Source organism: Lacinutrix sp. 5H-3-7-4 (assembly GCF_000211855.2).
GTDB lineage: Bacteria > Bacteroidota > Bacteroidia > Flavobacteriales > Flavobacteriaceae > Lacinutrix.
This window is the reverse complement of sequence record NC_015638.1, coordinates 1,834,948-1,858,411: the sequence shown is the minus strand read 5'-3', so window position 1 is coordinate 1,858,411 and position 23,464 is coordinate 1,834,948. Positions and strand designations below refer to the sequence as shown.

Here is a 23,464-nt window from a genome sequence, read left to right as displayed (position 1 = left end):
ATTTCTAGTTTAAAAATGAAGTTAACGGACTACTAGCTTCTGCATGTTTTTTAACCGAAGCTAATTTGGCATTAAATGCCATTCGGCCAGCTTCGACAGCCATTTTAAAAGCAACAGCCATTTGTGTTGGGTTTTTAGAAACAGCAATAGCAGTGTTTACCAAAACAGCATCTGCGCCTAACTCCATTGCAAAAGCTGCATGCGACGGACTGCCAATTCCTGCATCTACAATTACAGGTACATTACTTTGTTCTATTATAATTTCTAAAAAATCGACTGTTTTAATACCTTTATTAGTACCAATTGGTGCGCCCAATGGCATAACACATTGCGTACCTACATCTTCCAAACGTTTGCATAAAACTGGATCTGCATGTATGTATGGCATAACCACGAAACCTTGTTTAACCAGTTCTTCTGCTGCTTTTAAAGTCTCGATTGGGTCTGGTAATAAATATTTAGGATCGGGATGTATTTCTAATTTTATCCAATTCGTTTCTAAAGCTTCTCGAGCTAGTTGCGCAGCGAAAACAGCTTCTTTTGCATCTCTAACTCCAGAAGTATTTGGTAATAAATTTACTTTAGGACTCATGATGCTTTGCAACATTTTATCTTGTTCATTATCTACCTCAACACGTTTTAATGCTACTGTTATTAATTCACTTTCTGAGGCTTTTAATGCTTCAGACATTAAAGTATTAGAACTAAATTTCCCAGTACCAGTAAATAGTCTTGAACTAAACTCTTTATCTGCAATTTTTAATAAATCATTCATATTAAAATTCTACTTTTTATTAAATGTATGGCGTTGCTCGAGTGTAGAAGAGGCATTTAGCAACTGGTTAAATGTTCTTATTTTATTAAAGTCTTTTGTAATCTCTCCAGATACTGCAATACCCGAAATGCCTGTTTCTAAAATAGCAGGAACATCTTCTAGTGTAATACCTCCAATGCCTATTATTGGTGTTTTTGTTTCTAGCTTATCTAAAATTACTTTATATCCATCAAGCCCTAAAACTGGACTTAAATTATCTTTGGTTATTGTAAATCTAAAAGGACCTAAACCTATATAATCTACATTTTTATTTATTAATGTTTCGCATTCTTCTAGCGTGTTTGCTGTACCTCCAATAATTTGCCAAGTATATAAATGTTTTCTTGCTATTGTAGGACAAGTATCGGTTTTACCTAAGTGTACACCACCTGCTTTTATAGCTTTTGCAATTTTATAATGATCGTTAATTATTAATCTGGTTTGAAAGTGAGAAGTAATTTCTCTGGCTTCTTCAGCTTGTTTTAAAATCTTTTTTTCCGATATATTTTTTAAACGTAACTGTACTAATTCTGCTCCAGAAGTACATGCTTTTTGTATGTTGGCTATGTGTTCTTTTGGAGAATCGCCTTGTGATATATAGTGGAGTTTAGGTATTATCATATTTTTATTTTTTATACGTGTGTTGTCCTAATAAAGTAGAGTTTGAGCTTAAAAATTGCTCGGTATAATACTTGGCTTCTCTTGCTGCGTCTTCTAAATTATCTTTAAAAAAAATATTACTTGCCAATGCTGAAGATAAAACACAACCGCTACCATGTTTTTCTGAAACGTTTTGGGTTGCTGGAGGTAAATTTACAAGTACTATTTTGCTGTAATACAACTCATCCCATCCTTTTTTATCGGTTTTATGTCCGCCTTTTAAATAGATATTTGTTAAATTACTTATGTGCTCGATAGTGTCTTGAATATTTAAATTTGGATATAAAAGCTGTATTTCTTCATAATTTGGAGTAATAATGAAGCATTTTTTAAATACAGAATTTAATATTTCTTGGTTTTCTTTTTCATGAAAATTAAAGCCTGCACTAGCTTTTATAATAGGATCTAAAATGACTTTTATATTTGAGTTTAGTGAATAAAGCTTGTCTAACAAAACAGACAATGTCTGCCAAGATTGAATGATGCCAATTTTAACTACTGAAATTTTAAAGCGTTTAAACAAGATTTCAATTTGAGCTATGATAATATCAACATCTGTCCAAATACATGCTTTAAAATCGATATCGTTTTGAATGGTTATAGCAGTACAAACAGATAAGCCATACAAACCATGAGCTTCAAATGTTTTAATATCTGAAGTTAATCCTGCTCCACCTGAAGGATCATGACCTGCAATGGTTACTATACAATTATCAATTGGCAATGAACAATTCTCTTTTTTCATGCTAGATATTGTTTTTAGATGAATTTATGATTTTGTACAAAATCTTCAATATTTCTTCGACTTTATCAAACAAGTATTTAAACGTTTCTTGGTTTATATATTCTGTATCTTTTAATAATCTTAACCAATATTTTGTTTCACGAGCCTCTTTATAAGCAATAGACAATTTATAGATAAAATCTTTTTTAGAAACGCCTCCAATAGCCTCTTCTGTATTTGCTCCAATAGAAGTTCCTGAGCGTAATATTTGTTTTGACAAGACATATTCTTTCTTTTCAGAAACTAATTTCTGAGAAAGTTTAACTATTGCCACTGCAAAGTCATAAGTTTTATCAAGTATAATATTATTGCTCATTGCAAATTGTTATTTGTTAATCAAAATGACGCTTTATTGCTTTAAAAACTTCCATAGGTTGATTACTATTCCAAATACCTCCTAAAATACCAACGCCTTTATAACCAAGTTTATCGAATTCGTTTAAGTTACTGGCAGTAACTCCACCCATACCAATTATGGTTTTATCGATATGGTTAACATTGAAACCTCGACCTTTATAGCCTTGTTTTGAAATAGAAGAAAACACAGGACTTAGTAAATGATAATCGAATTCGAAATAACAATTTTCAAGTTCGTCTGGTTCGTGAAACGACGAGCTTATTGTTTTTCCAAACATGTTTAAGTTTTTAAAATACTGTCCTGGATTATCTATATGATCTTTTCGTTTTTGTTCTTGAAAATGAATACCTTTTAAATTGAATGTATTGATTAATTCATGAAAATAATGAACCACAATTCTATTATGATATTTTTCGTCTATTTGGTTTAAATAATCGCAATGTTGTTTAAAATCTTTATTTGGTTTTCTTAAATGATAATATTGCAAACCTTCTTGAAATAACTGGTTTAGTATTTCAATTTCATTTTTTATATCGTTTTCTGGTGCTATTAAGACTATCATTTTGTCAATTAACAATTTATAATTGACAATGAACAATATTTTATAACTTAAGAGTTATTGTTAATTGCACATTGCCAATTGTATTATTTACTAATGATATATTTCTGAGCCTTTTTCTTTAAACTCTTCCGATTTTTCTTCAAAACCTTTTGCTATAACCTCGTTGTTATCTGCTATTTTATTTTCTGCAGCAAAATCACGTACTTCTTGAGAGATTTTCATAGAACAGAATTTTGGTCCGCACATAGAACAGAAGTGTGCAATTTTAGCACCTGCTGCCGGTAAGGTTTCATCGTGATATTCGCGAGCTCGTTCTGGATCCAGACCTAAATTAAATTGGTCTTCCCAACGAAACTCAAATCGTGCCATACTTAATGCATTGTCTCTATGTTGTGATCCTGGATGTCCTTTTGCTAAATCGGCAGCATGTGCTGCTAATTTATAGGTAACTACACCAACGCGAACATCTTCTTTATTAGGCAAACCTAAATGTTCTTTTGGTGTTACGTAACATAACATAGCGCAACCGTACCAACCAATCATGGCTGCTCCAATACCCGATGTAATATGATCGTAACCTGGAGCAATATCTGTTGTTAACGGACCTAAAGTGTAAAAAGGCGCTTCGTCGCAAACTTCAATTTGCTTTTCCATGTTTTCTTTAATCATATGCATTGGTACATGACCTGGACCTTCTATAAAACATTGCACTTCGTGTTTACGTGCAATTTGTGTTAATTCACCCAAGGTTTCTAACTCTGCAAATTGCGCTTCATCATTAGCATCTGCTACCGAACCTGGACGTAAACCATCGCCTAATGAAAAGGCTACATCGTAAGATTTTAAGATTTCGCAAATGTCTTCAAAATGCGTGTATAAAAAACTTTCTTTATGGTGCGCTAAACACCATTTTGCCATAATAGATCCACCACGAGAAACAATTCCGGTTACTCGATTTGCTGTCATGGGCACATAACGTAATAACACACCTGCATGAATGGTAAAATAATCTACACCTTGTTCTGCTTGTTCTATTAGCGTATCACGGAAAATCTCCCAAGTTAAATCTTCGGCAACACCGTTTACTTTTTCTAAAGCCTGATAAATTGGTACTGTTCCAACTGGTACTGGTGAGTTGCGTACAATCCACTCGCGTGTTTCGTGAATGTTTTGTCCTGTAGATAAATCCATGATATTATCTGCTCCCCAACGACAGGCCCAAACTGCTTTTTCTACTTCTTCTTCTATTGACGATGTTGTTGCAGAGTTACCAATATTTGCATTAATTTTAACCAAGAAATTACGCCCTAAAATCATAGGTTCTGCTTCTGGATGATTTATGTTTGATGGTATTACTGCACGACCTCTTGCAACTTCGCTACGTACAAATTCTGGTGTAATTTTAGCTGGAATTGAAGCTCCAAAATGTTCACCTGGATGTTGCTTTCTAATCTCCGTCATTTCATCTATACGTTGATTTTCACGAATGGCGATATATTCCATTTCTGGAGTTATAATGCCTTTTTTAGCATAGTGCAATTGGGTAACGTTTTTTCCTTTTTTTGCACGTTTTGGTTTATGCTTTAAGTTAAATCGCATATGGTCTAAACTTTTATCGTTTAAACGCTCGTTACAATATTTAGAAGTAAAGACGTCTAATTCTTCAACATCACCGCGATCTAAAATCCATTGTTCTCTAATACGTTCAATACCATCATGTACATTAATTTCTTTATTAGGGTCTGTATAAGGTCCTGAAGTATCGTACACCGTAACAGGCTCGTTAGGCGTTTTCTTTTTCGTCATAGAATCGACGGTATCGCTTAAAGCTATTTCACGCATTGCCACTTTAATTTGCGGATGCATTTTACCTTGTACGTAAATCTTTTTAGAATTAGGAAATGGATTTCTGGTAATTTGTCCTTGCTTTGGTGCTGTGTCTTTTTTCTTCATTAGATTTTTGGTTTCCATTTAAAATTAAAATCATCCTCCTTGAGTAGATTTTATAATTAAAATATCATCGTTATTTTGAAGTAATCTTGAAGACCAATCTGCTTTTTTTATTACAGCATTATTTATAGCAATAGCAATACCATTTGTTTCAATTTTTAATTGTTCAACAAATGTTTGTAAGGTTACATTTTCTAAAATGTGGTGGTCTTTTTGGTTTACTTTTATAGCAATCATATTTATAAAATATTATTGTAAACCAGAATGGTAGTATATCGACATATTATCGAACATAACTTTTTCCTACGTTGGTATTAACCAAATCAGGTTCTAAGGATGTTTCTCAAACTAATTTAATAGCTACTCCTAAAGTTTACACCTCAAATATAGAAGATTATTTATTACTTTAAAACGCTTTTTAAGTAATTTTTATGCTCTTTTTTTTTAATTAAGATTTTATATACCATAAAATCAAAACAAAAATATAAAGCAAATAAAAGGGATTAATAATTGTGTGTACAATTACTAATCCCTAGTTTATTTATAATTAAAAATATGTTTTTAAACAGACATAAAATTAATAATTAATTAGCTGTTCAATTTTAGCTTTCACCTTATCTGTTGAAGGAATCATGGTTTGCTCTAAAGTTGAATTTAAAGGTATTGCCGGCATGTTTTCACTACCAATTGTCATTACTGGTGCATCTAAATATTTAAAACATTCTTCCTGAATTTTTCCAGATAATGCTCTGGCAAAACTATTATTTGAAGGTTCCTCAGTAACAACTAAACACTTTCCTGTTTTTTTAACCGATTTCATAATCGTGTCTTCATCTAATGGGAATAACGTACGCAAATCAATGACTTCAATTTGGTCTTGCATGCCTAATTCTTCTGATGCATTCATTGCCCAATGTACGCCCATTCCATAAGTAACAATGGTCAACGTTTCTACATTTTCTTGTTTCCAGATTTCTTGTAAAACCCAAGCTTTTCCAAATGGTAAAACATAATCTTCACTTGGCTCAACAGATGTTGCACCTTGTGTTCCTGGTACTTTAGACCAATACAAACCTTTGTGCTCTAAAATAACTACAGGATTTGGATCGTAATACGCAGCTTTCATCAAACCTTTTAAATCGGCACCATTACTTGGATAGGCAATTTTTATACCTCTAATATTTGTTATTACAGATTCTACTGAAGATGAATGATAAGGTCCACCACTACCATAGGCGCCTATTGGCACACGAAGTATCATGCTAACTGGCCATTTACCGTTAGACAAATAGCAACTTCTACTTACTTCTGTAAATAACTGATTTAATCCTGGCCAAATATAATCGGCAAACTGAACCTCAACAATTGGTTTTAATCCAACTGCGCTCATACCAACAGTTGAGCCTACAATAAAAGCTTCTTGTATTGGTGTATTAAATACGCGGTCGTCTCCAAATTTTTGAGCTAATGTTGCTGCTTCTCTAAAAACTCCACCTAATCTGCCACCAACATCTTGACCGTAAAGCAAGCATTCTTTATGCTTTTTCATTAGTTCTTCTACTGCGAATAAGGCACAATCTACCATTACCACTTTATCTGCACCTTCTGGTGCACGTGTTCCTTGCTCTTCAGTAATTGGTGTTGGTACAAAATCGTTAGTAAATAAATCCTCAGGTTTTGGGTCTTCGGCTTTTAAGGCTTTTTCAAAATCTGATTGTACTTTCGCTTTCGCGGAATTTTCTATCTCTTCAACTTCTTGTTCTGAAAATCCTGCATCTAATAATTGTTGTTTTATTACTGGATATGGATCACGAGAACGCGCCTCGTCTAAATCGTCGCGATACCATTCCATTCTTACACCAGATGTGTGGTGATTTAGTAACGGCACTTTTGCATGTACTAAAAATGGTCTACGTTCTGTACGAATAGTTTCTATTACTTTTTCTAGCGCTTGGTAACTTTCTGTAAAGTTAGCACCATCTATTGAAATGGCTTCTAAGCCTTTAAAACCTTGAGCATATTCAAAAGCATTTTGCGCTCTTGTTTCTGCTGCATTGGCACTAATATCCCAACCGTTATCTTGTACTAAATATAAAATTGGCATTTGCTTTAAAGCTGCCATTTGGAAGGCTTCGGCTATTTCACCTTCGGTAACTGAGGCATCGCCTAAAGAACAAACCGTTATTGGATTTAGAGCGTTCTCGACTGCGCTCGAACTGACAGGATCCGATTCTAAACTATAATCATCCAATCCTTGTAGTTCTTTATACTTCATTCCCATAGCCACACCTGTTGCTGGTATGGTTTGCATACCTGTTGCTGAGGATTGATGTGGTATTTTTGGCTTATCGTCATCTTTTAAACTTGGATGCGAATAGTACGTTCTTCCGCCAGAAAATGGATCGTCTTTTTTTGCTAATAATTGCAACATTAAATCGTAAGGTTCTAAACCAAATGATAATAACATGGCATCATCTCTATAATATGGAAACGCATAATCCTGTGGTAATAACTGCATACCTAAAGCTATTTGGATAGCTTCGTGACCTCTTGATGTAGCGTGTACGTATTTAGAGACTTGCTTAAAATTAGCTTCGTATAATTCTGCCATAGCTTTTGCTGTGCAGAGTTTTGAAAATCCTTTTTTTAGTGTTTCTTTTTTCATATTCATGTCTGCGAAAGCAGGTATCTATTTTGTTATAATCTCAAAATCAATCTTTTTTATTAGTATAAAAGATTTTTTTGTTAGCGTTAGTTTGCGTTAGCGATTGATGTGGCATCCTTTTTTGCCATTAAAAGCAAAAAAGATATAACGGAAAGCGCGACCCTTGTGGTAACGCCCAAAAAATTTTAAGCTAACTGATTTTCTACTTTTAGCATCCAACCAAATTTATCTTCTATTTTACCAGTTTTAATGGCGTTTAAAGTATTGTTAACATCTAAACCTACTGGACTTTCGTTGGATACGTGTATAACCTCATCGCCTACTCCAATGTCTTGAATGTAAGCAATACCAACGGCTGTTCCTGTTCCAAAGGCTTCTTCTAATGTTTTATTTTTTGCCGCTTCTTGAATCTCGTCTATGGTTATTGTACGCTCTGTAACCTGATAACCTTTATCTCTTAAAATATCGATTACACTCATGCGCGTGATACCGTCTAATATAGAACCGTCTCGATTTGGTGTGATGAATTTTCCGTCGATTTTAAAGAAAATATTCATGGTTCCAACTTCTTGAATGTATTTGTGCTCGATAGCATCTAACCACAATACTTGATCGAATCCTTTTGCTTTTGCTAATTCTGTTGGACGAATGGCTGCGGCGTAGTTTCCGGCTGCTTTTGCTTCTCCTGTTCCACCATTTACGGCACGTATATAATGTTTTTCGGCCCACAACCTAATGCGCTTACTAAAAAATGGTCCTGCTGGTGAGGCCATGATTATAAACTTATAATGTGTTGCTGCACGCATACCTATAAAGGCTTCGTCTGCGTACATAAATGGTCTTAAATAAAGTGCGCTACCATCGGTTGGTGGAATCCAGTTACGCTCTAAATCTACTAATTTTGTTAAGCCTTCTACAAACAAATCTGTTGGGAAATGTGGCATTCCCATACGGTCTGCACTGGTATTTAATCGTGCTGCATTTTTATCTGCTCTAAATAACATTGGGTTTCCATCTGCATCTACTGTTGCCTTCATGCCTTCGAAAATGGCTTGACCGTAGTGTAATGCCATGGCTGCTGGATGCGTAGGAATCATTCCCATTGGTTCTATTCTTGGGTTTTCCCAAACACCGTTGTTATAATCACAAATAAACATGTGATCTGTAAAGGTTGTACCTAAAGGAATATTGTTAAAGTCTATGCCTTTAACTTTAGATTCGGTTACTGTTGTTATTGAAATGTTATGTTTCATAATTTTATGCCCACACGAAAGTGGGTATCTCATTAATTAAACTTATTTTTTATTGTGGATTCCGTATCAAATATGGAATGACAATACTATTTATATTAATATACTCTCTCTTTTACTAAGAGATTGCTACGTCGCAGGAATTAAATGTCTCTATTGATATCAAATTGCTCGAAATAATCGGCTACACGTCTTACGAAGCTTCCACCAAGGAAACCATCTACAACACGATGATCGAATGATAATGATAGATACATCATGCTACGTATTGCGATTTCGTCTCCGTTTTCGGTTTCGATAACTTCTGGTCGTTTTTTAATAATTCCTAAGGCAAGAATTGCTACTTCTGGTTGATTTATTATTGGTGTTCCCATGACGCTACCAAAAGTTCCAACATTTGATATTGTGAACGTACTGCCTTTTATATCGTCTCCTGCCAATTTATTTTCTCTTGCTTTTCCTGCAAGTTCATTAACATTGCTGGCAATGGTTTTTAAATCTTTCGTGTCTGCATTTTTTACCACAGGAACTATTAAGTTTCCGCTTGGTAATGCGGTTGCCATACCAATATTGATGTCTTCTTTTACTATAATGCTATTACCATCTACCGAAGCATTAATATTTGGGAAATCTTTTACTGCTTTTGCTACGGCTTCAACAAATAATGGTGTAAAGGTTAAACGCTCACCATACTTTTCTTGAAACGCCACTTTATTAGCATTTCGCCAATTTACCATATTGGTTAAATCTGCCTCAACATAAGCTGTAACGTGTGGCGACGTGTGCTTTGAATACACCATATGATCTGCAATCATTTGGCGCATGCGATCCATTTCAATCACTTTACCTTTGCCTTTATCGAACTGCAATTGCGGAATACGATAAGCCGTAGGATCTTTTTCGGCTACTGGTTGTGCAAATTTGTATGGCCTGCCTTCTTCTATATATTGAAACACATCACTTTTACGCAATCTGCCTTCATGACCTGTTGCCGGTATTCTGGCTAATTCTTCAAAACTAATATGATGTTCTTTTGCAATTTCGAGTACTAATGGTGAAAAGAATGTATTTGAATTTGATGTTGAAAATGAAGTTGAAGCTGATGCTTGCTGAACTGGTTTTGGTCTTTTTGGTGTCTTTTGTTTCTTTTTAGACGTCTCGACAGCGCTCGACGAGACCTTTGTTTCATTAGAAGTTTTTACCTCTTCTGAAACTTCTAACACAGCAATTACTTCTCCAACCGGAACAACATCTTTTGCTTGAAATAAGGTTTTAACCAATACTCCAGATGCTGGCGCAGGTACTTCGTTATCTACTTTATCTGTAGCTACTTCAAGAATAATATCTCCTTCATCAAAACTATCTCCTTCAGAAATTAACCAATTGATGATGGTTCCTTCCGTTATACTTTCGCCCATTTTGGGCATTTTTAATTCAAAATTCTTCAAGTTAAATATCTTTTTATTTCAAGAAATAAAGATAATAAATATTAGAATCTGCAATTGTTAAAAACTTTAAAATAAATCGTAAAAAGAATTTTATTCTTATTAATGTTAAAATAAAAGAATAATTTACTTTTACATCTAAATATAATCGTCTTTAAAATATTATTTCCTTATGTTAAATACTCTTGATAAAATAGACACTCAAATTTTAAATATTCTACAAGCGAATAGTAATAGAACAACAAAAAGCATTGCTAAGGAATTAGGAATGACTACATCACCAATTTTTGAGCGTATTAAAAAATTAGAAAAAGAAGGTTATATTAAAAAATATGTTGCCGTTTTAGACAAAAAGAAAATAGGACTAAAACTTACAGTTTTTATTGGCATCACTTTGCAAGGACATACCCGAAGTTATTTAGAGAAATTTGTAAACGAAATAAACAATTTTCCTGAAGTGGTAGAGTGCCACAGAGTTAGTGGGAATTTTGATTATCTTTTAAAGCTTGTTGTTGAAGATATTGAAGCTTACGAGACTTTTATTATTTCGAAATTAACGTTATTACCTTATTTAGGAAACGTACAGAGTTTAATTACGCTTTCTACAGGAAAAGAAACTAATGTAATAGATTTGAGTGCTTCTTAACACTCAAATCTGTTACATTATCAAGACTTAAGATTAGCCTTTTAAAATCATATCTGCAGCTTTTTCACCAATCATAATAGCTGGAGCATTAGTATTACCTGAAATTATTGTTGGCATGATTGAAGCATCTGCCACACGAAGACCTTCGATACCACGTACTTTTAATTCTGGATCTACAACAGACATACTATCGATTCCCATTTTACAAGTGCCTACCATGTGATGGTAAGTTTCGCAAGAGTTTCTTATATAATCTTCGATTTCTGCTTCACTTTTATTATTTCCTGGATATACTTCTTCTTTCATCCATTCTGACATTGCTTTTGTACGACCAAGTTGCTGACATAGTTTGACCGCTTCGTAAATAGCATCATAATCTGCTTGTTCTCCTAGATAATTTGGATCTAAATATGGATCATCTTCCGCATTTGCTGAATTTAATTTTATTTCTCCTCTACTTACTGGACGCACCAATCCTGCACATAATGTAAATGCATTTGCAGGTCCTTCTAAGCCTGGACTATAATAAGGCAATCCCATAAATAGAGGCTGTAAATCTGGAACAATCATTTCTGGTTTACTTTTCCAAAACAACTGTGCTTCTAATAAATTTGCTTGTGGAGCAGGAATTTGCTGTTTAGCTTCAAAAATAACACTCACCAAAATATGATCGTGTAAATTTTGTCCAACTCCAGGCAAATCTACAACGCTATCAATACCATGCTCATTTAAATCTTTAGCATTACCAACACCAGAAAGCATTAATAATTGAGGCGAACCAATTGCTCCTCCAGATAAAATAACTTCTTTAGTACAGCTAACTTCATGTAATTCTCCATCTTTTTTATATACAAGACCCGAGCATTTTTTACCATTAAAGGTCAGTTTTTGTGCTTGTGCATTAGTAATTACTGTTAAGTTTTCGCGAGAAAGTGCAGGTACTAAAAAAGCTTTAGCTGCCGAGCAACGCTCTCCTTCTGGAGTTACCGTTATGTGATTTAAACCTGCTCCCCAAATATCTGTATTAAAATCGTCTGTTACAGGCAAACCAACTTCTTTACAGGCTGCTATTGCAATATCTGAAATTGGACTAGGCTTTTTAATTGTTGTGACGTGCAATGGCCCATTTACTCCATGAGCTTCATTTGCTCCTTTTTCAAAATTTTCAGATTTTTTGAAATATGGTAGAACACTGTCATAATCCCAACCTTGACAACCTTGGTACGCCCAATTATCGTAATCTGTTTTATGACCTCTAATGTAAATCATACCGTTAATACTACTACTTCCTCCTAAGGTTTTTCCTCTTGGCCAATACTTAACCTTATTTCCAGCGTTTTTTTGAGGAACCGTCATGTATGCCCAATCTCTTTCTGTATTCCAAGTTGCTGGCCAACCTGCTGGAGCTTGAATATTAGGATCGTTATCTGGACTTCCTGCTTCTATTAATAAAACTTTATTGTTTACATCTTCAGACAAGCGATTTGCTAAAACACAGCCTGCAGATCCAGCTCCAACTACTATATAATCATAATTCATATTGTTAAATTTTAAGGTTTAATTTTATCTTTTATCAAGTATTCTATTGAGTTTTCCTCCTTCACTTCTAGGTATTGTTCCTATTGCCTGAAGGTTAATTTTCATAGACAGACCTATATTATCTTTTATTTTTTTTGAAAACTTTTTTATTAAGCTTTCATTATTTAATAAAGAATTATCTACCACTTCTACTTTAACTTCTACTATGTCCATAGCTTTATCTTTAGAAACTATTAGCTGATAATTAGGAGATAACTCTTCAATATTTGATATTACATCTTCCACTTGAGTATGAAAAAGATTAACACCTCTTATTATTAGCATATCGTCTGATCTTCCTTTTATAGGACTCATTTTTACATGCGTTCGTTTTATACTATTATCGTAAGAAAGACTACAAATATCATTAGTCCAATATCTTAAAACAGGAAAAGCTTCTTTAGTTAATGTTGTTAAAACCAAAACACCTTCTTCTCCATAAGGCAAAGGTTCTCCAGTATCTTTATCTACTATTTCTGGATAAAAATGATCTTCCCATATATAACTACCAGTACCTTGCTCTTCAAAATCTTCTTGAGAAACTCCAGGCCCAATAATTTCACTTAACCCGTAAATATTAGTTGCTTTTACATTTAACTTTTGCTCAATTTCATCTCTAATCGCATCTGTCCAAGGTTCTGCTCCTAGAATGGCATATTTTAAATTGAATCTTGATGGATCTATTCCTCTTTTTTCACATTCATTAGCAATAGTTTGCGCATACGAAGGCGTACAACAAATAACCTCTGACTGAAAATCTTCTAAAAGTTGAAGTTGCCTATCTGTCATTCCGCCAGAAACTGGAATTACTGTCATTCCCATTTTTGTTGCTCCACTATGTAAACCTAAACCTCCTGTAAACAAACCATAACCATATGCATTATGTAAACGCATTTCTGGTGTTGCTCCTGCACAAGCTAACGACCTTGCTACAACTTCATCGAAAACATCTAAATCGTTTTTAGTATAACCAACCACTGTTGGCTTTCCTGTTGTACCACTAGAACAATGAATTCTACTTAATTGGTCTACTCCACAAGTAAACAACCCAAAAGGATAATGATCTCTTAAGTCTGTTTTTTTTGTAAATGGTAACAAATGCAAATCTTGAACACCTTTAATATCACTTGGTCTTATACCTAACTCATCGAATTTGTTTTTATAAAAAGGCACTTTTGTATAAATACGATTAAGCATGGTTGCTAAACGTTGGTTTTGAAGTTTTCTAAGTTCTTCTAATGGTAACGTTTCTATTTTTTTATTGTAAATCATATTAAAAATTAAGCTTTATTAATACTAATTACTTGTGGCTGAGTTACAGATTTTAGTCCATCTACTCCAAACTCTACTCCATAACCAGATCCTTTAATTCCTCCAAAAGGAACCATTGGATGTATTGCTCCATGTTGATTTATCCAAACGGTTCCTGCTTCTACTCTTGCTGCCACTTTTTTAGCTTCGTCTATATTTGAAGACCAAACTGAAGCTCCCAAACCAGCTTCTAACCTATTAGCACTTTTTATAGCTTCTTCAATATTCGAATATTTAATAATTGGTAAAACAGGTCCAAATTGCTCTTCGTCTACTATTCTTGTTCCATCTGTAACATCTGCTATAATTGTAATTGGATAGAAAAAACCTTTCCCTTCTTTGGCAGATCCTCCACAAACTATTCGAGCGTTATTTGCTTTAGCATCTTCTACCAAGTCCACCACTTTATCATACTGCATTTTATTTTGAATTGGTCCTAAAACAACACCTTCGTCTAAACCATTTCCCATAGGCATTTTTTGAGCCAAATCACTAAGAACACTAATTACTTCTTCATATTTACTCTCATGAACATACAATCGTTTGGCACAAGCACATGTTTGTCCCATATTTAAAAACGACCCCCAAAATAAACCTTCAGCTATAGCTTCAGCATTTATATCTTCCATTATAATTGCAGCATCGTTACCTCCTAATTCTAAAGTTAAACGCGTCATATTCCCAGCAGTAGCCTTAATAATTTTTTCACCAGTACTGTTAGATCCAGTGAACATTACTTTACCAACATCTTTATTAGCAACTAACTCTGCTCCAATTTCTCCTGGACCACTTACCGTATTTAAAACTCCAGCAGGCAACACTTCATTAATTAATCTTACCATTTCTAGAGTACCAATTGTAGTATATTCCGAAGGTTTTAAAACAACCGTATTTCCTGCTCTAATTGCTGGAATTATTTGCCAAATAGCAATCATTAAAGGCCAATTCCAAGGTGCTATTGCTGCTACAACACCTATTGGTTTTCTATGTAATTCGTCTCGCCTAGTGTCATCTTCAAAAACAACCTCAACAGGCAAATCTAAAGATGCTGGAACTTGAGTCCAACCAACACACGCTTCCATTTCAAACATAGAACCAGGCCCAGCCAAAGGTTTCCCTTGTTCTTTTGTTATCCATCTTGCTAATATTTCTGTATTATTAGAAAGTACATCTGCAACTTTCATTATATAGTCTTTTCTCACATCATCTTCTAAAGCAGCCCAACTTGGCTGTGCTTTTTTTGCAGCATTAACTGCTTGTTCTACTTCTGTTTTGGTAGAAATTGGTGCGTGACCGATAAGTTCTTCGGTAGCAGGATTTTTAACTTCAAAGGTGTTTTTTGCCGTTATTTGTTTTCCTCCTATTATTGTATTGTACGTTTTCATGATAAGGTTTAGAAATTATTTATTTAGTTATTATTTTATGAGTTAAAACAACTTTGCACCAAATTACCATTCAAAAAGAAAAAATTATTGAATTATTATACGCATTACTCAAACTATAACACATTTAACAATTTTTAACTATTAAAATTACGTATATTTGAATTATACACCTCTTTTATTAACTATAATTCATAATATGAAAATTGAGAGAAAAATTTTTATTGAGAAAAGCACAGAATATAAGTTTGATAATGGACTATTAACCATTTACGAAACAAACTCTCCTTGCAAGGACATTCTATTTACTTTTGATAAATACATGATTACTATAATGCTTTCGGGACACAAAACAGTTGTTTCTAAAAATGTTAAGGTTGAGTTTTTTCCAGGCATGGTATTTATTCCAGAAATTAACATAACTCAAACTGTAGAAATAAGTAACGCTAGTTTTTCTAACCCAACAAAATGCCTAGTGCTTGATGTTGAACCTAAATTTATTGAAAATCTAGTACTAGAATTAATGGAAGACGAAGCTTGGAAAACAAATTTTGATTATACTTTAAATGAAAAACATTCTCATTTTATTTCTAATGATTCTAACACTATTGAAAGCTTCGAACGCTTTTACAAATATTTAAAATTAGGCAATACTGGACTTAGTTCTAGAATTAACAATGTTATTTTACGAGAGTTAATTTTGAGAGTGCTACAAACTGAAGCTGGATCACTGTTGGTAGAAAATGTGAGGAATAAAATAAAAGATAGGAATTTAGAAAAAACAATAAGCTATATAAAAACGAATTTAAGAAATAAAATTACTATAAATGATTTGGTGCGTATTTCTGGTTTTGGAAAAACAAAACTCTTCAGCAGATTTAAAGAGACTTTTGGAGTTACTCCTGTAAATTATATAATGGAAGAACGTATTAAATATTCATTAAAAATAATTAAAAGTATCGATAGTTTACAAAGTGTTGCTTTCCAAAGTGGTTTTAATACTTACGAACATTTCTACAAATCGTTTAAAAAAATAAAAGGTATATCTCCCATGACTTATAAAAAAAATAAACTTGCTAATAGTAATGTAACTATTTAATCTATTTTTTAAACGTTTCCCTAAGCGTTTTATAAACATCATCTTGAACTTTCATGTTTTCTGGAACTTCTCGAAGTGGCTCAACTGCTTTAAGTGTTTCATGACAATCTCCTGGTAATTGTTGATATAATTCCGTGCCTTTTGTTTTCCATGCAATCATTTCATCACTTACTTGCTTTATTACTTTTGCAGGATTACCAACGACCAAGCTACGATTTGGAATTATAGTTTCGGCTTTTACAAATGCCATCGCTCCAACAATACTTTCATCTCCAATTTCGGCATCGTCCATGATTACAGTGTTCATTCCAATTAGACAATTACGTCCTAAATTTGCACCATGAATTATGGCTCCATGACCAACATGAGCACTTTCTTTTAATGTGATAGATTTACCTGGAAACATATGCACTGTACAATTTTCTTGTACATTAACACCATCTTCTAAAATAATTTGTCCCCAATCTCCACGAATAGCTGCTCCCGGACCAATGTAACAGTTTTTACCAATAATAACATTTCCGGTGACTGCAGCCAAAGGATGCACGAAACTTGACTCGTGAACAACTGGAATAAACCCATTAAAACTATAAACCATAGTAATACAAAATTTTTAAAAAATGTTAAATACCTATAAAAATGACAATAAAATGTAAGGTTTTGTATATTTAAGCATACTATTCCCTAACAAAACTTTAATTTATGAATTACCCAACATCATCTTTAACTATACAAAAAGAAGAGATACCTCAAATAAAATTTTCTAAAACAGAAACTTTACTAAGTTCAAAAAAGAGAAAACTTAGATCTCATTATTTAGAACGCGCTTCTCAATTAGGTAACTTATTAAAAACTAAAGTAAAAATTTACTTTAGAGACAGCACCAACAAATTAATAAGTGTAAATACTACTATCTGGGCTGTAACTTCTAACTTTGTTGTTTTAAAACAAGGCATCACCATACCTAAGCACAGTATTATTTACATTGAATAACTAAAAGTTTATTTAAACCCTTTTAGTTTCTCTTTTGTAAATTCTGAAAGCACAAGTTTTCCACTGGTTGCAGCACGCTCAGCAAGTAAATCATCCCAATGATCTGTACCTTGCCAAAAGACTTTTTTCATTTCTTGCATGGCATCTGGATTATAAGTACATAAATGTTCTGCTGTTGCTTTAACAGCTTCATCTAGTTCTTCATTACTTTCGAAAACATGTGTAAATAATCCTTTTTGTTTTGCCCATTCTGCAGGATAAAAACTATTAGCATCTATTGCGATTTGCGACATACCGCTTAAACCAATTTTACGCTCTATTGCTGGCCCAACAACAAATGGTCCAATTCCAATATTTAGCTCGCTTAATTTTATAGCTGCATATTTTGAAGCCATACAATAATCGGTTGAAGCTGCTAATCCTACTCCACCGCCAACAGTTTTACCTTGTATGCGACCAATTATAAATTTTGGACATTTACGCATAGCGTTAATCACATTAGCAAAGCCAGAAAAGAATACTTTCCCTGTTGCTGCATCATTAATATTTATTAATTCTTTAAAGCTGGCTCCTGCGCAAAAGGTTCTGTCTTTTCCACTTTTAAGCACGATAACTTTAATAGCATCGTTAGTTCCTGCATCTGTTATAGTTTGTGCTAATTCTGCCAGAATATTACCTGGCAAAGAATTGTGAGCAGGATGAAAAAATTCTATGTATCCTACTTCGTTTTTTATGGTTTGTTTTACGTATGGTTCTGTCATCACGATAGTGTTCCCGTGAAAACGGGAATCTTATTAATTTTAGTTCTACTTAATTTTATTATACAAATCCAACCACTTTGCATTTTGTTCTTCTATCAATTCTATTTTCCAAGCTCTATTCCATTTTTTCATTTGCTTTTCTCTTAATTTAGCTTCTTCTTTTGTCTCAAACTCTTCTGAGTAAACAAGTTTATCTAAATTATACCTTGCAGAAAATGTAGTTGGATGGACTTTATTTTTATGCTGATAAATTCTTTTTTTTAAATTTTTTGTCTCTCCAATATACAAAACACCATCCTTTTTATTTGTTATTATATAGATGTAATGTTTCATAGTTATTTGCTTTGAAAACTGCAATATTTCAACTTACTGCTTTTAGTTTCAAGACACCCGATTTCTCGGGTGCTTTGAGCAATTCAATTTGTTAAAGCAAATTAAATTGCTCAAAGTGATGATTCAAATGTTTTCTTTCTAATAAATACGCTTCGTATTTATTTAATTCACCGAAGACTAAATTCTTCAATTTAACATCTGGATTCTCTTTATGAAATTCAATATATTTTTCGCGTTGTTCTTTAAATTTTTCAATTGCTGTTTCTAAATCAGCATGCTTTAAATCATCTAATGTGTCTTTTTCTAAATGTGGAAATTGACTGTTCTTCGGGAATTTATCGTAGTTATATAAACTATGATGTACTTTTTCTAAAATCTTTTCTGGTGTATTGACATCAAAATCTTGAATTTCACCTGAAGCAATTTTATAGGTATATTCTAAATGCTCAATCATGTGTTGTGGCGTCATAATTCCCCATTTAGGTTTAGCATCTGCTTTTAAATTAGAAAGACATTCGTCAATTTTTTCCGAAGTCATCTCCACAAAGGTTTCTTGCTTTTTCTCCACCATCGTTAATATGGTTGCGACAGCTACTAACGGACTATCTTTTTCTGTTTTCTGACTTTCGGGACGGTTTTCAAAATTAGCATCAAATACCTCAACGTGCCATTTTACAATACCACTTGGGTGTTCTGCAGAAGCAACATCTCTATCTACTTTTTCCTTGCAGGTTAAACGTACATAAATAGTATCGTTATGATATAATGGTCTTAAAAAACGAATACTATCTAAACCATAATTGGCTGCAACTGGTCCTTTATTTGGATACACAAATAATCCTGCTGCTGCTGAAATAATGAAATAACCATGCGCTGTTCTCTTTTCGAAAATACTTCCATCTAAAGATGTAATATCAGTATGTGCATAAAAATGATCCCAAGTTAAATTGGCAAAATTTTGAATATCATTATCAGTTAATGTACGCTTATGGGTTTTTAATGACATTCCTGGTTGGATGTCTTCCCAATGGTATTGAAACGGATGCTGTTCTGCTTCCTTGTATTTTGCATTTTGCTGGTAAATTCCTGTAATTTCCGTTATCGTTGTAGGCGAACCTTGAATGGCTGTACGTTGTAAATAATGTTTAATACCTCGCATGCCTCCCATTTCTTCACCTCCACCAGCACGTCCTGGACCGCCATGAACTAAATATGGTAATGGCGAACCATGACCTGTACTTTGCTTCGCACTTTCTCTATTTAAAACTAAAATTCTACCATGATGAGATGCTGCATTTATCACATACTCTTTAGCGATTTTATCATCATTGGTAGCAATAGAAGACACTAACGATCCTTTTCCCATTTGCGCCAAAGTAATGGCTTCGTCTAGGTTTTTATAAGGCATGATGGTACTTACTGGTCCAAATGCTTCACGTTCGTGAATGACTGTATTTTGAAATGGGTTATCTGCTCGTAATAAAATCGGACTAATAAATGCGCCTTTTTTGGCATCTGCTCCAATGGTATTAATTTCGTTTAAATTACCGTATACAATTTGTGCTTCTTTTGACAAATCATTTACTGAATCTCGAACTGCTTGTACTTGTTGATGACTAACTAAAGAACCCATTCTCACCTCTTTTAATCTTGGGTCTCCAATAGTTACTTTATCTAGTTGTTTTGCTAATGCAGTTTCTACATCGTCTACTAATTTCTCAGGAACAATGATGCGTCTAATGGCAGTACATTTTTGACCTGCTTTAACCGTCATTTCCTTTCTAACTTCTTTAATAAACAAGTCGAATTCTGGTGTTCCAGGAACCGCATCTTCTCCTAAAATAGAAGCATTTAAAGAATCGGCTTCCATAGTAAAAGGTACAGATTCTTGAATTAATCTTGGATGCGCTTTTAATAAGCGTCCGGTTTGTGCAGAACCTGTAAAGGTAACTACATCTTGGGATTCTACAGTGTCTAGAATATTTTTAACCGTTCCGTTTATGATTTGTAATGCGCCTTCTGGCAAAATTCCAGAATCTATAATGGTTCTTGCAACTGCTTCTGCTAAATAAGATGATGAAGGTGCAGGTAACACTACCGCAGGAACTCCAGCCATCCAGTTTACCGCACATTTTTCTAACATGCCCCAAACTGGGAAGTTAAAAGCATTAATATGCACTGCAACTCCTTTTTTAGGCACCATAATATGATGCGCCATAAAGCGTCCACCACGAGACAAATCGATAGCATCGCCTTCTACGTGATAGGGTTGATTAGGAAACAATTTTCGTAACGACGCGTTTGCAAACAGGTTACCAAAACCACCTTCAATATCTATCCAACTATCTACTTTGGTTGCTCCTGTTCTATAACTTAAATCGTAAAAAGCATCTTTTCTTTTGGTAAGATATAATGCTAGTTTTTTAAGCATGTTTCCACGCTCTTGAAAGGTCATTTTACGAAGTACTTCTCCTCCTTTTGTTCGTCCGTAGTTTAAAATTTCAGGAACGTCTAATCCTTCTATTGCAACGCTAGTGAATGCTTCGCCAGTTACTGCATCTAAGATTGGTGTTCCTTCTTCTTTTCCTGTTGTCCAAGAACCTTGAACGTAATGTTTTATCTTTTCCATCTTAATGCCCACGAAAATGGGTATCTATTAAATTAGACTTCTATTCTTTTTTGGCGTTACCTAAAGGTCGGGCTTTCGGCAGTCGCTTTTTTTGTGAAAAACAAAAAAGAGCTTCAACAAATGCCTCTATCCCTAACGCACTTACTTGCTATGTTCTTTCTTAGTCAAAATTTATTTCCTTTTTACTAAGAGATTCCTGCCTACGCAAGAATGACAAAACTTTAATTAATCACTAATCTTAGCGGATTGCTGCGTTAGCGATTGAACGGTTTGTTTGAGCTCCTTTTTGTTTTTCTAAAAAAGAGCGAGTAGTGAAAGCGCGACCCTTGTGGTAACGCCCAAACTATATTACATATTTACATTTTCAATTATTGCCGCGTAACCTTGTCCAACGCCTATACACATGGTAATCAACGCATATTTCTTGTTCTGCTCCTGCAACTCTAAAGCCGCAGAATAGGCCACTCTTGCTCCTGTAACGCCAAGTGGATGACCAATGGCAATGGCACCTCCATTTGGATTAATTCTTGGGTCGTTATCTTCTAATCCCCAAGCGCGAATGCAGGCCAAAGCTTGTGCCGCAAAGGCTTCGTTAAGCTCGATGATATCCATATCGTCCATGGTTAAACCTGCTTTTTCTAATGCTTTATTAGACGCTTGCACTGGACCAATACCCATGATTCTTGGCTCGACACCAACCACTGCAGAACTCACTATTCTTGCTAATGGTTTTAAATTATACTTTTTCACCGCATCTTCACTCGCAATAATGGTTGCTGCTGCTCCATCGTTTAATCCTGAAGAATTTCCTGCAGTTACGCTTCCGCCTTCTTTTTTAAAGGCTGCTCTTAGTTTTCCTAAAACCTCAAGAGATGTTGTTGGTTTTACAAACTCATCTTTTGAAAATTGAATTGGGTCTTTTTTACGTTGCGGAATTTCGACAGTAACTATTTCTTTTGCTAGTCGTCCGTTTTCTTGTGCTTTGGTTGCCTTTTGCTGACTCCAAAGTGCGAATTTATCTTGGTCTTCGCGAGATATATTATATTTTTCTACTAAGTTTTCTGCAGTCATTCCCATGCCATCTGTGCCATACATTTCGTGCATTTTCGGATTTACAAATCGCCATCCGAAAGTAGAATCATACATTTTTGAATCGCCTCCAAATGCTGATGATGGTTTTGCCATAACGTATGGTCCGCGTGTCATGTTTTCTACTCCACCAGAAATAAAAACATCTCCATCGCCTGTTTTTATGGCACGATTAGCATGAATAATTGCTGATAATCCTGAACTACAAAGTCGGTTAACGGTTTCGCCAGGAACGGTATATGGTAATCCTGCTAAGAGTGAAGACATACGTGCAACATTACGATTGTCTTCTCCTGCTTGGTTGGCACAACCCATAATAACATCGTCGTATGCTTCTTTTGGGATGTTTGGATTACGTTTTACAACTTCTGAAATTACTAAAGCGCCTAAATCGTCTGTACGAACAGCAGATAAAGTGCCTTTGTAGTTTCCTATTGGTGTTCTAATTCCGTCTATTATGTATGCTTCTTTCATAATTAATGCCTGCTTAGACAGGAGCTTTTATATTGTTATTTCTTTTTTCTTCTATTCATTTTGTCTTGATACAAAACGAACCAAAAAATCATATTGAAATGAGGAAATTGCTAAAGCAACATTCTCTTTCGGAATTACGTGCTTAAAGCTTCGCTTTGCATCTACATTCCTTCATTCATTATTTCTGCATTTCAATGTTCAATTCTATGAATTGAAATAGGGACTTGACTTTTTAATTTTGTTAGTGCTTTAATTCTATACTATTCTTCCCAAGATTTACTTGTTCTATAAACCACACCTTTAAAAAGTGCAACTAATTCTTCTCCTCTTTTTACTTCAATAATATTGAAACCTAATTTATTTTTTACGTTTTCTATTACAGATTCTGCTGTTAAATAATCGCCTTCTTCCAATGCTTCAATATGATTAATGCTTGTTTCTATAGACACTGCATATTTACCATGTGTATTTGCTGCAAAGCCAAAAGCTGTATCAGCTAAGGAATAACTGATTCCGCCATGTGCTTTACCCATGCTATTTAGCATTTCTTTTCTTACAGTCATTGCTACTTTACAGCGACCTATTTCGCATTCTAGGATTTCGATTCCTAGCCACGTGCTGTAGGCATCTTGGGATAACATTTTATGTGGGATTTGGTCTCCAGTTAAAGGCATTAGGGAT

Annotated in this window: 22 protein-coding genes and 1 riboswitch; of the genes, 3 read left to right on the top strand and 19 right to left on the bottom strand. The window is 34.2% G+C overall.

What is annotated here, in order from left to right:
• Window positions 1-4: 4 nt before the first annotated feature.
• From LACAL_RS08225 to LACAL_RS08180, 10 genes are all read right to left on the bottom strand, one after another.
• Window positions 5-775, bottom strand: a complete 771-nt coding sequence (locus tag LACAL_RS08225) for a thiazole synthase (RefSeq protein ID WP_013870264.1) — start codon at window positions 773-775, stop codon at window positions 5-7.
• A 9-nt stretch (window positions 776-784) separates the two neighbouring features.
• Window positions 785-1,435 carry a thiamine phosphate synthase gene (thiE, locus tag LACAL_RS08220; protein ID WP_013870263.1) on the bottom strand — a complete coding sequence of 217 codons (651 nt, stop codon included), beginning with the start codon at window positions 1,433-1,435 and terminating at the stop codon, window positions 785-787.
• A gap of 4 nt (window positions 1,436-1,439) precedes the next feature.
• Window positions 1,440-2,219 (bottom strand): hydroxymethylpyrimidine/phosphomethylpyrimidine kinase, encoded by a 780-nt coding sequence (locus LACAL_RS08215; RefSeq protein WP_013870262.1) that lies wholly within the window; start codon window positions 2,217-2,219, stop codon window positions 1,440-1,442.
• Window position 2,220: 1 nt separating this feature from the next.
• Window positions 2,221-2,574 (bottom strand): four helix bundle protein, encoded by a 354-nt coding sequence (locus LACAL_RS08210; RefSeq protein WP_013870261.1) that lies wholly within the window; start codon window positions 2,572-2,574, stop codon window positions 2,221-2,223.
• Window positions 2,575-2,590: 16 nt separating this feature from the next.
• The gene (locus tag LACAL_RS08205; protein WP_013870260.1) at window positions 2,591-3,178 is read right to left on the bottom strand and encodes a thiamine phosphate synthase; all 588 of its coding nucleotides are present in this window, start codon (window positions 3,176-3,178) and stop codon (window positions 2,591-2,593) included.
• Between the two features lie 90 nt (window positions 3,179-3,268).
• Complete coding sequence (gene thiC, locus LACAL_RS08200) at window positions 3,269-5,131, bottom strand: phosphomethylpyrimidine synthase ThiC (RefSeq protein ID WP_013870259.1); 1,863 nt, start codon at window positions 5,129-5,131, stop codon at window positions 3,269-3,271.
• A gap of 30 nt (window positions 5,132-5,161) precedes the next feature.
• Window positions 5,162-5,365 carry a sulfur carrier protein ThiS gene (gene thiS / locus LACAL_RS08195; RefSeq protein WP_013870258.1) on the bottom strand — a complete coding sequence of 68 codons (204 nt, stop codon included), beginning with the start codon at window positions 5,363-5,365 and terminating at the stop codon, window positions 5,162-5,164.
• A 46-nt stretch (window positions 5,366-5,411) separates the two neighbouring features.
• A riboswitch (TPP riboswitch) is annotated at window positions 5,412-5,506 on the bottom strand.
• 199 nt (window positions 5,507-5,705) lie between these two features.
• On the bottom strand, window positions 5,706-7,799 hold the full coding sequence (locus LACAL_RS08190) for a thiamine pyrophosphate-dependent enzyme (RefSeq protein WP_013870257.1): 2,094 nt from the start codon (window positions 7,797-7,799) through the stop codon (window positions 5,706-5,708).
• A gap of 179 nt (window positions 7,800-7,978) precedes the next feature.
• Complete coding sequence (locus LACAL_RS08185) at window positions 7,979-9,046, bottom strand: branched-chain amino acid aminotransferase (RefSeq protein ID WP_041301405.1); 1,068 nt, start codon at window positions 9,044-9,046, stop codon at window positions 7,979-7,981.
• A 140-nt stretch (window positions 9,047-9,186) separates the two neighbouring features.
• The gene (locus tag LACAL_RS08180) at window positions 9,187-10,461 is read right to left on the bottom strand and encodes a dihydrolipoamide acetyltransferase family protein (protein ID WP_237700981.1); all 1,275 of its coding nucleotides are present in this window, start codon (window positions 10,459-10,461) and stop codon (window positions 9,187-9,189) included.
• A 199-nt stretch (window positions 10,462-10,660) separates the two neighbouring features.
• Between LACAL_RS08180 and LACAL_RS08175 the strand changes: the two genes are divergently transcribed.
• Entirely contained in the window at window positions 10,661-11,134 is a 474-nt protein-coding gene (locus LACAL_RS08175) for an Lrp/AsnC family transcriptional regulator (protein ID WP_013870254.1), read from the top strand.
• 33 nt (window positions 11,135-11,167) lie between these two features.
• Here LACAL_RS08175 and LACAL_RS08170 read toward each other — a convergent pair whose 3' ends face one another.
• From LACAL_RS08170 to LACAL_RS08160, 3 genes are read right to left on the bottom strand one after another with little or no spacing between them, the layout of a single operon-like run.
• Complete coding sequence (locus tag LACAL_RS08170) at window positions 11,168-12,673, bottom strand: GMC family oxidoreductase (RefSeq protein ID WP_013870253.1); 1,506 nt, start codon at window positions 12,671-12,673, stop codon at window positions 11,168-11,170.
• A gap of 24 nt (window positions 12,674-12,697) precedes the next feature.
• Complete coding sequence (locus LACAL_RS08165) at window positions 12,698-13,984, bottom strand: phenylacetate--CoA ligase family protein (RefSeq protein WP_013870252.1); 1,287 nt, start codon at window positions 13,982-13,984, stop codon at window positions 12,698-12,700.
• Between the two features lie 8 nt (window positions 13,985-13,992).
• On the bottom strand, window positions 13,993-15,408 hold the full coding sequence (locus tag LACAL_RS08160) for an aldehyde dehydrogenase family protein (protein ID WP_013870251.1): 1,416 nt from the start codon (window positions 15,406-15,408) through the stop codon (window positions 13,993-13,995).
• Window positions 15,409-15,604: 196 nt separating this feature from the next.
• Between LACAL_RS08160 and LACAL_RS08155 the strand changes: the two genes are divergently transcribed.
• Window positions 15,605-16,504 (top strand): AraC family transcriptional regulator, encoded by a 900-nt coding sequence (locus LACAL_RS08155; protein ID WP_041301399.1) that lies wholly within the window; start codon window positions 15,605-15,607, stop codon window positions 16,502-16,504.
• Between the two features lies 1 nt (window position 16,505).
• On the opposite strand, the gene LACAL_RS08150 is transcribed toward LACAL_RS08155, so the two are convergent.
• Window positions 16,506-17,102, bottom strand: a complete 597-nt coding sequence (locus LACAL_RS08150) for a transferase hexapeptide repeat family protein (protein ID WP_013870249.1) — start codon at window positions 17,100-17,102, stop codon at window positions 16,506-16,508.
• 104 nt (window positions 17,103-17,206) lie between these two features.
• Here LACAL_RS08150 and LACAL_RS08145 point away from each other — a divergent pair, with 104 nt between their 5' ends.
• Complete coding sequence (locus LACAL_RS08145) at window positions 17,207-17,497, top strand: hypothetical protein (protein ID WP_013870248.1); 291 nt, start codon at window positions 17,207-17,209, stop codon at window positions 17,495-17,497.
• A gap of 8 nt (window positions 17,498-17,505) precedes the next feature.
• Here LACAL_RS08145 and LACAL_RS08140 read toward each other — a convergent pair whose 3' ends face one another.
• The 5 genes from LACAL_RS08140 to LACAL_RS08120 all read right to left on the bottom strand — a co-directional run bounded on the left by LACAL_RS08140 (window position 17,506) and on the right by LACAL_RS08120 (window position 23,457).
• Window positions 17,506-18,258 carry an enoyl-CoA hydratase/isomerase family protein gene (locus LACAL_RS08140; RefSeq protein ID WP_013870247.1) on the bottom strand — a complete coding sequence of 251 codons (753 nt, stop codon included), beginning with the start codon at window positions 18,256-18,258 and terminating at the stop codon, window positions 17,506-17,508.
• 45 nt (window positions 18,259-18,303) lie between these two features.
• Window positions 18,304-18,591, bottom strand: coding sequence for a GIY-YIG nuclease family protein (locus LACAL_RS08135; RefSeq protein ID WP_013870246.1), 288 nt, complete (start codon window positions 18,589-18,591; stop codon window positions 18,304-18,306).
• A gap of 91 nt (window positions 18,592-18,682) precedes the next feature.
• Window positions 18,683-21,220 (bottom strand): phenylacetic acid degradation bifunctional protein PaaZ, encoded by a 2,538-nt coding sequence (paaZ, locus tag LACAL_RS08130; protein WP_013870245.1) that lies wholly within the window; start codon window positions 21,218-21,220, stop codon window positions 18,683-18,685.
• Between the two features lie 348 nt (window positions 21,221-21,568).
• A complete protein-coding gene (pcaF, locus tag LACAL_RS08125; protein WP_013870244.1) occupies window positions 21,569-22,783 on the bottom strand; it encodes a 3-oxoadipyl-CoA thiolase in 1,215 nt (404 codons plus the stop codon).
• 260 nt (window positions 22,784-23,043) lie between these two features.
• Complete coding sequence (locus tag LACAL_RS08120; RefSeq protein WP_013870243.1) at window positions 23,044-23,457, bottom strand: PaaI family thioesterase; 414 nt, start codon at window positions 23,455-23,457, stop codon at window positions 23,044-23,046.
• Window positions 23,458-23,464 lie beyond the last annotated feature (7 nt).